The 8,223-nt window shown below is 50.2% G+C and carries 7 protein-coding genes, 1 tRNA gene and 1 other RNA gene; 8 read left to right on the forward strand and 1 reads right to left on the reverse strand.

Annotation, left to right across the window (positions count from 1 at the left end; all coding sequences use genetic code 11):
- Positions 1 to 228 precede the first annotated feature (228 nt).
- The 8 genes from F3H12_RS00630 (at position 229) to ssrA (ending at position 7,923) form a co-directional block, all read left to right on the forward strand.
- Positions 229 to 675, forward strand: coding sequence for an RrF2 family transcriptional regulator (locus tag F3H12_RS00630; protein WP_149677398.1), 447 nt, complete (start codon positions 229 to 231; stop codon positions 673 to 675).
- 17 nt (positions 676 to 692) lie between these two features.
- On the forward strand, positions 693 to 1,832 hold the full coding sequence (locus F3H12_RS00635; protein ID WP_149677399.1) for a trans-sulfuration enzyme family protein: 1,140 nt from the start codon (positions 693 to 695) through the stop codon (positions 1,830 to 1,832).
- Positions 1,833 to 1,835: 3 nt separating this feature from the next.
- The gene (locus F3H12_RS00640; RefSeq protein ID WP_149677400.1) at positions 1,836 to 3,011 is read left to right on the forward strand and encodes a MalY/PatB family protein; all 1,176 of its coding nucleotides are present in this window, start codon (positions 1,836 to 1,838) and stop codon (positions 3,009 to 3,011) included.
- Positions 3,012 to 3,250: 239 nt separating this feature from the next.
- Positions 3,251 to 3,326: transfer RNA gene (locus F3H12_RS00645), tRNA-Lys, on the forward strand.
- A 1,299-nt stretch (positions 3,327 to 4,625) separates the two neighbouring features.
- Entirely contained in the window at positions 4,626 to 6,125 is a 1,500-nt protein-coding gene (locus F3H12_RS00650; protein ID WP_149677401.1) for a DUF1538 domain-containing protein, read from the forward strand.
- Positions 6,126 to 6,152: 27 nt separating this feature from the next.
- A complete protein-coding gene (locus F3H12_RS00655) occupies positions 6,153 to 6,863 on the forward strand; it encodes a P-II family nitrogen regulator (RefSeq protein WP_243133139.1) in 711 nt (236 codons plus the stop codon).
- Positions 6,864 to 7,029: 166 nt separating this feature from the next.
- Positions 7,030 to 7,491, forward strand: coding sequence for an SsrA-binding protein SmpB (gene smpB / locus F3H12_RS00660; RefSeq protein ID WP_149677402.1), 462 nt, complete (start codon positions 7,030 to 7,032; stop codon positions 7,489 to 7,491).
- A gap of 76 nt (positions 7,492 to 7,567) precedes the next feature.
- Positions 7,568 to 7,923: a transfer-messenger RNA gene (gene ssrA, locus F3H12_RS00665) on the forward strand.
- A 189-nt stretch (positions 7,924 to 8,112) separates the two neighbouring features.
- Here the strand turns inward: ssrA and F3H12_RS00670 are convergent.
- On the reverse strand, positions 8,113 to 8,223 hold a 111-nt coding region (locus F3H12_RS00670), incomplete at its 5' end, for a transposase (protein ID WP_149677403.1).

Below are 8,223 nucleotides of genomic sequence, written 5' to 3' on the forward strand. Positions count from 1 at the left end.
AATATTACCTCCTTGATTAAATTACCATTGATATAATTCATATATGTTTACTATGATATAGTCATTATAATCCTATTGGTTGGGGATGTCAATAGGCCAAATCATATTTTTTATATAAACTTTATATGATTGATAGGTATTGACATTCCCCCGTTTCTTACATATTATTTATATATTAAAAGTATGAATTAAATGCTGTGATGTTTTTGGAAAGGAAAGGATGGACAGATGAGAATATCGGCTAAAGGGCGCTACGCGCTGGCTGCTGCCATCAATATGGCCGAGAACTACAGCAGCGGGGAATACATCACCGTGATTAGCATTTCCGAAAAACTCGGCATATCCAAAATCTATCTGGAGCAGGTCTTCTCCCTCCTGAAAAGGGGCGGCATCGTCAATTCGGTAAAGGGCGCCCAGGGAGGCTACCAGCTTGCCCGTTCGCCCCGGCAGGTAACCGTCTACGATGTCTTGTCGGCGGTTGAGACTGCTCTTTTCGAGCCGGCCGAGGAGACCGTGAAGCTCAATGCGCCCGAGATCGACGCAGCCATGCGGGCCACCGTGTTCGATGCGCTTGACAGTGCGGTAAAAAGTGCGCTTGAAAAGATAACCCTTTCCGACCTGGTCAGTGAAGTGGAAAAGCATAAAGCCGACCAGGGATTTATGTTCTTTATTTAAAAGTCGGGTGAATGCGTATGGATTTCAGTACCCTCTGCATCCATGGAAGTGACCGCAAATATGATAATACCGGCGCCATCAGTGTGCCCATCTTCCAGTCGGCCACCTTTGCCCATCCGGGTGTGGGGCTGAGCACCGGATACGACTATTCCAGGCTCCAGAACCCCACCAGGGAACACCTCGAAATGACGGCGGCAAAGCTGGAAGGCGGTGTTGACGCCATGGCCTTTTCCAGCGGCATGGCAGCCATTGCCGCGCTTATGGAGCTCTTCTCGCCCGGGGACCACATCATCGCCTCCGATGATCTTTACGGCGGTTCTCACAGGCTGTTCTACAACATCTCGGAGAAAAACGGTCTTCGTTTCAGCCTGGTAAACACGTCGGACATCTCCCGGATCGAGGCCCATATCCGGCCTGAAACAAAGGCCATATTCATTGAGACGCCCACCAATCCGATGATGCATGTCACCGATATCGCGGCGGCGGCGCGCCTTGCGAAAAGCTATAACCTGCTTTTAATCGTGGACAACACCTTCCTGACGCCCTATTATCTGAAGCCGCTGGCCCTGGGCGCCGATATCGTCATCCACAGCGGAACGAAGTTCCTGGGCGGGCACAACGACACCCTGGCAGGCTTTCTGGTGGTGGCGGACAGCGGGCTTTCGGAGCGGCTCCGGTTTATTTACAAGACCATTGGCGGCTGCCTCGCCCCCTTCGACAGCTGGCTGATCATCCGCGGCATCAAAACCCTGGCCGTACGCATGGACAGGCAGCAGGATTCCGCCATGAAGATCGCTCAATGGCTTCAGGGCCACAAAAAGGTTAAGGCGGTGCACTACATAGGCCTTCCCTCCCATCCGGACTATGAGGTTTCAAAGCGCCAGGGAACCGGTTTTGGCTCCATGATCTCCTTTGAAACCGACTCGGAGGAAACTGCGGTCCGGGTGCTTTCAAAGGTCTCCCTGATCCAGTATGCCGAGAGCCTGGGCGGCGTCGAGACCCTGATCACCTATCCGATGCTCCAGACCCATGCCGACATTCCCAAGGAGGAGCGCGAGGCAAAAGGCATCAACGAAAGGCTGCTGCGCCTCTCGGTGGGACTGGAAAGCCCGGAGGATCTGATACGCGATCTGGAGCAGGCATTTGAGGAGGAATAGGCTTTGCAGGAAACTTTTGATACCATCATTGACCGTAAAAACACGGATTCCATAAAGTACGACTTCGCCGTAAGGCGGGGTCTGCCCGAGGATGTCCTGCCCCTTTGGGTGGCCGACATGGACTTCAGGACCCCGCCCTGCGTGATAGAGGCCCTGGTGGAGAAAAGCCGGCACGGCATATTCGGTTATTCGGATACCCGGGAAGACTATTTTGAAGTGCTGCACGACTGGTTTTCCAGGCAATTCGGCTGGCAGATCAGGCCAGAATGGCTCGTAAAAACCCCCGGTGTGGTATACGCCATCTGCGCTGCCATCCGAAGCCTCACCAACGAGGGCGATGCGGTACTTATCCAGGAACCGGTCTATTATCCGTTCTCCGGCTCCATACGGGCAAACGGGCGAAAGCTGGTCATCAACCAGCTTGTTTACTCGGAAGGCAAGTACAACATCGACTTTGATGACTTTGAGGAAAAAATCATCCGGAACAAGGTAAAGCTCTTCATCCTGTGCAGCCCGCACAATCCGGTAGGCCGGGTCTGGACCCGGGAAGAGCTCATCAGGCTTGGTGATATCTGTTTGAAACACGGGGTTATCGTCATAGCCGACGAGATCCATGCCGATTTTACCTACCCCGGCTACCAACACCAGGTGTTCGTAAATCTGAAGCCAGAGTTTTCAGACATCACCATCACCTGCACGGCGCCCACCAAGACCTTCAACCTGGCGGGCCTGCAGATTTCCAACATCTTTATCGCCAACCAGGCCATCCGGCGAAAGTTTAAGCAGGAAATCACCAGAAGCGGCTACAGCCAGCCCAATATCATGGGCATTGTGGCCTGCCGCGCGGCCTACAGGGATGGCGGCCCGTGGCTTGAGGAACTTAAAAAGTACCTTAAGAGCAATCTGGATTACCTACGGGAATTCCTTGAGAAAAGGCTGCCCCGGATCAAGCTTGTGGAGCCTGAAGGCACCTACCTGGTATGGCTCGATTGCAGCGCCCTTGGTTTGGATGACAATGCGCTTGAGGACCTTATCGTGAACAAAGCAAAACTGTGGCTGGATTCCGGAACCATGTTCGGAGCCGGCGGCGAAGGATTCCAGCGCATCAACATCGCGTGCCCAAGGGCTATCCTGGAGCAGGCCCTCACCCAGCTTGAAAACGCAGTCAGTCAACTTTGAGAATGCGGATGCTGCCCAAAGCGGTTACGCCACCAAAGATACCGCTCTCCTTCAAAGCCTGCCTCCCGGGCCCTGGGTAGCGGCATATTGCCCGGCCATGCGGAGGCAGGTTGTTTATAATACATCTCCCATAAATGTAATAAAATGTTACCAAAAACATCCGCAATAGGTTATTGACAACGGCATGTACACTCGTTATAATATAAAACTGTCGGACGGACTTCGACAGAACAGAATATACACCATTAGCTCAGCTGGTAGAGCACCTGACTCTTAATCAGGGAGTCCAGGGTTCGAGTCCCTGATGGTGTACCAGAAAAACCGCTCAACTTGAGCGGTTTTTTCTTTTCCCTCATTTCTTTCTTCATCATGGTTCAGCATGAAAAGAGATAATCCCCCAAGATCCGGGCACCACCAGGGTGGTTCGCCATGCCCGGGTAACGCTCAATTATTTGGATGAGACGCGTCCTATTTTCTCAGCGCATGAAGGCAACTAAACCATCATTTTCCGGGCATGTTCAGGACACTTCCATGCCATATCCTCCCATTCTATTCTATACCCTTGCCAGCACTTGCTTTCCTGCCACCATGCATAAATCCGCCTGCAAAATTCTCCATATACAATAAAAGTTCTACTTCTTTTTTTGAGCCTCCATCAATATAATATAGTGACAAAATATAGAAAGGGAGGGAATACAATGATAAAAACAGTAAAGGACTTCGCTCAGCTCTTGGTATTACCCCTGACAGCGGCCAAACAAGTGCAGGAAATATCCAAGATAAAGAAAACGAAGTCCTCTAAGCTGAAGGGGAGAAATTAACTCCCCTTCTACCATGTTTATGATAACACAGTTGCATTTATAACACTATTTTTTACAACACGGTACGATTCCTCGGGTTATAAAATTTCCGTTTTGCACTCTGCACCATACATATGCCAATGGAGATTATTCCATAGCAAAAATCTCTATTTCCCTGACAAACGCCAATCCCTTGATACCGGTTTCCGTATACCGGTTAAACAGTCCAATGGGAACTTCCAGGTTGAACATATGACTGTCCTAGCGTTTCATTGTGAACTCACCTCCTCATGCGAAGAAGGCCGGGCAATAAAAGCCCCCTGTACCATTCAAAATATTCCTTTATCGATGCATTATACTATAGCTTGCTATAATTTTCTAGAATATGGTTGGGAATTGAAAAGTGGCGCAACAGCAATCACACGCGCCCCTTTGCCAACCGCATGTTTCCAAAGCGCCAAGCAGATTCCGGGCATAGGATAGCCATGCCGGGGCCGTCCGGTTTGATCAATTGCCAAAGCATTCGGCAATTAAATCAGCAGAAATCATGAAGATTGCGCATCGAAAGTTTCCCCTTTTTTATGCTATAATGTTTCTGGTTGATTTAAAGGCTCATCCCAGCCTGCACTGGTCTAATCATGCTGTTTATACGCATATCATGCACTGTCGGCTGAAAGCACAATCCTGAAACTCAAATGAAGCATTACGTGCAGGCATCATAGGCTGGATTCTGTATTCTGAGCAATACCCGGATGTGCCAGGGTAAAAAAGATAAACATATCTTTACAACTCATAACTACATAGGGGTGATGACTTGAGCGAAATAACTGCAAAACTTAAAGAAGTCCTGACATCCGTATTGCCCATAACGCTTATTGTTCTGATACTTCACTTTACCATAAGTCCGCTGGAACCGGATATGCTTGTTGCTTTTCTGATAGGTTCGGCCCTGGTCATCCTCGGCCTGACAATATTTCTCTTTGGTATCGATCAGGGACTGGAGCCCATCGGACAAGGCGTAGGCAATACCATAACCCGTTCCAACAGTTATGCAGTGCTGCTGACATTCAGCTTGATACTGGGTTTCTTTATATCCTACGCAGAGCCGGATCTGCACATCCTGGCCAAGCAGGTAGCCAGCGTGACTTCCGGCCAGTTTGACAATACATTGCTGGTCGTGGTTGTTTCCATTGGTATTGGCATGATGATGACACTTGGCATGTTGCGCATTCTCAGGGGCGTCCGGCTGAAATATGTATTCGCAGGCGTTTATTTTCTGATCTTTATCCTGTCCCAGTTCTCATCGGCTGATTTTCTGGCTATTGCATTCGATGCCTCGGGTGCAACCACCGGCGCGGTAACGGTCCCCTTCATGCTTGCGCTGGCAGCCGGTGTCTCGGCCTTAAAGAAGGACAGCAAGATGGGAGAAGCCGACAGCTTCGGCCTGGTAGGCATTGCCTCGGCCGGTGCGATTCTCGGGGTTCTGATAACGGGTATTTTCCTCGATATCAAGAAGCTGGAAGGGGTATTGCCGGAAGCCGAGATTTCTACCGCCAACATGCTGGAGACCTATGGAGATAAGCTGCTCACCATAGCCTGGGATGCATTTTTGTCCCTGCTTCCCATTATTATCGTGTATATCCTGTTCCAGATATTCTTCTTCAAGCACAGGAAGAACAAGGTCATCGATATCGCCCGTGGTCTTGTTTTCACTCTTGTCGGTCTTATCATATTCTTGCTGGGTGTAAACGCCGGTTTCATGGAAGTGGGCGCCCAGCTGGGAAAGAAACTTGCCGCCATGGATTCCAATTTTCCGGTTTTGCTGGTATCATTGTTGCTTGGGCTCACAACGGTACTGGCCGAACCCGCTGTACTTGTTTTAACCCACCAGGTGGAAGATATCACCGGCGGTTCTGTCAACCGAACCCTGGTGCTCATCTTCCTGTCCGTGTCAGTGGGAATGTCCATTTTCATGTCCGCCCTGCGGATCCTCATACCCGATATTCAGCTATGGATGTATCTGCTGCCCGGGTTTGGCCTTGCCGTGATCCTGGCCTTCTTCATACCGGACTTGTTTGTCGGTATGGCCTTTGATGCAGGCGGTGTTGCCTCAGGACCTATGACAGCCACCTTCTCCCTTGCCTTTGTCCAGGGCATTGCTGCGCAGGTGCCCACCGCCGATGTGGTAACGGACGGGTTTGGTATGATAGCCATCGTTGCAATGATGCCCATCGTTGCAATTGAACTGCTTGGCGCGCTCTATCAGGCCAAAGCCCGCAAGATGACGCAAAGTGCACTTAAAAATAAGCAATAAGCAATCTGTCGGAGGTAGTCAGTAGTCATGGAAATGCAAATGGAAACACAGGATACGGAGCATCAAATTCTGACGCTTATCCTAAGTGACAACCAATGCCACAAGTGCATCCATCTCGCCAGGGAAAAAGGCATCTGCGGCGGTATCATAACCCTGGGCAGAGGCACCGTGAAAAGCTCAGTTTTGCACCTGCTGGGCATTAAGAGCCAGAAGAAGGAAATCATCAGCTTCCTGCTGGAGAAAGAACAGACAAAGGAGATGCTGGATTTCTTTACTGCAGAGCTTCAACTCCATGAGCCCGGTCATGGCATTGCCTTCACCACTCCGGTGGTTATGGCCGGTTGCAGGCCCGGCAAAACGCAGGAAAGCGGAAATACGGAACAAGCTATGAAGGAAGAGGGTATGCGTATGTATAAGAAACTGACAGTGGTCGTTGACCGCGGTATGGGCGAAGATGTCATGGAAATAGCCCGCAAGGCAGGTGTCAGAGGTGGCACCATCATGCACGGTCGGGCTGCCGGCGCGGAATACACCGAAAAGCTTTTCGGCATGGAAATCGAACCCGAGAAAGAACTGGTCCTGATCCTGATACCGGACGAGCTGGTCGAAAAAGTCGCGGACGCATTGTACCAGGAACTTCATCTTGAGGAGCCGGGCAAGGGTATACTGTTCGTGGAACCCGTAGTGGACGTCCGTGGCCTTTTTGAGTCTAACCCGCAGGACAAGGCGTCTGACTAGTCTGCAGAGAAGGCTCATATTCTTCAGGCAATAAACGCCTCGTTCCCAAGTTTACTTGACGAACAGGTTTAACGGTTGTATACTAGATCATGCCTCCATGCGGTGGAGGCTTTTTGTCTCTCTCCGGCAAGGAGCATGACAATACCTGAAAGGGAAGAAGCACGCGATGCCCGAAGGCGGAAAAGTGATCGTACAGAACAGAAAGGCAAGGCATGATTATTTCATAGAGGAAACCTTTGAAGCCGGGATTGCCCTCACGGGAACCGAGGTCAAATCCCTACGCCTGGGCCGTGCCAACCTTCAGGACAGCTATGCCGTCATCAAAGACGGTGAGGTTTTTATCCAGGGCATGCATATCAGCCCCTATGATCAGGGCAACCGGTTCAATCACGATCCCCTGCGGGTGCGCAAATTATTGCTGAACCGCTACGAGATCAACAAGCTGATTGGGCTGACCCAGAAAAAGGGTTTTACGCTGATTCCCCTGAGCCTTTATTTCAAGAAGGGGCTTGTGAAGGTGGAGCTTGCGGTATGCCGCGGCAAGAAGCTCTACGACAAGCGCCAGGACATCGCCAGGAGGGACGCGGCCAGGGAGATAGACCGCAGGATGAAGGAATACAACAGGTAAGCAGGAAATAACCCACTCTGTCTATACGGAGCCGGATATGGTATAATCATTGTGCAGCACATTTTTTACTTTCAACGGGGGTGTCAAGGTTTCGACGGGGCTGTTGAAGTAAGAGAAGCGGGTAGTGGATTCTCGTTGGCCACTTTAAAAAACGAGAGAAAAAAATAAGTGCTGACAATAACAAGTTGGCTCTCGCAGCCTAATTAAAGGCTGCCGTCCCGCGCGGGAGGACCACGGCCCGCGATGGGGCGTCGACCAGTGGTGAACGTGACACGGCAAAGCTTTGAGCCGTGCATGACAAAATGAAGCTACTGAAGCTGTAAGCCTGTTCATGGGCGTACAGCGGAGGGAATGTTAAAACATGAACTGCACCCGGAGATGCTCTTGCGGATACGGTTTCGGACAGGGGTTCGACTCCCCTCACCTCCACCATCAAAGGTCACAATTACTGTGACAATAGATATATCAATATTAACTTTGTGAGCAAAAGAGGCCCTGGAATTGACCAGTGCTTTTTCTGGTTCTACGTCAATTGTTGGGGTGGAACTAGTAAAATGAAGTAGCTTATGCTTTGTTGGCAGATGATCAATTTTGGTCATCTGCCAATTTTGAATATAAGAGCTAAGCCATAACATGAAGTATCCTGTTTCTGAACCTTGTGAAATTTCTTATCCCATAGGCATTTCGTTTGATCACTTTAATCTTGTTGTTGACACCTTCCGTGAAACCATT

Origin of the sequence: Thermoclostridium caenicola (genome assembly GCF_900142095.1) — a bacterium.
GTDB lineage: Bacteria > Bacillota > Clostridia > DSM-8532 > DSM-8532 > Thermoclostridium_A > Thermoclostridium_A caenicola.

Bases quoted from the DNA above. Each gene is read 5' to 3' on its own strand.
- F3H12_RS00635 (WP_149677399.1), top strand. From the start codon at position 693: ATGGATTTCAGTACCCTCTGCATCCATGGAAGTGACCGCAAATATGAT.
- F3H12_RS00630 (WP_149677398.1), top strand. From the start codon at position 229: ATGAGAATATCGGCTAAAGGGCGCTACGCGCTGGCTGCTGCCATCAAT.
- F3H12_RS00655 (WP_243133139.1), top strand. From the start codon at position 6,153: ATGGAAATGCAAATGGAAACACAGGATACGGAGCATCAAATTCTGACG.
- smpB (WP_149677402.1), top strand. From the start codon at position 7,030: ATGCCCGAAGGCGGAAAAGTGATCGTACAGAACAGAAAGGCAAGGCAT.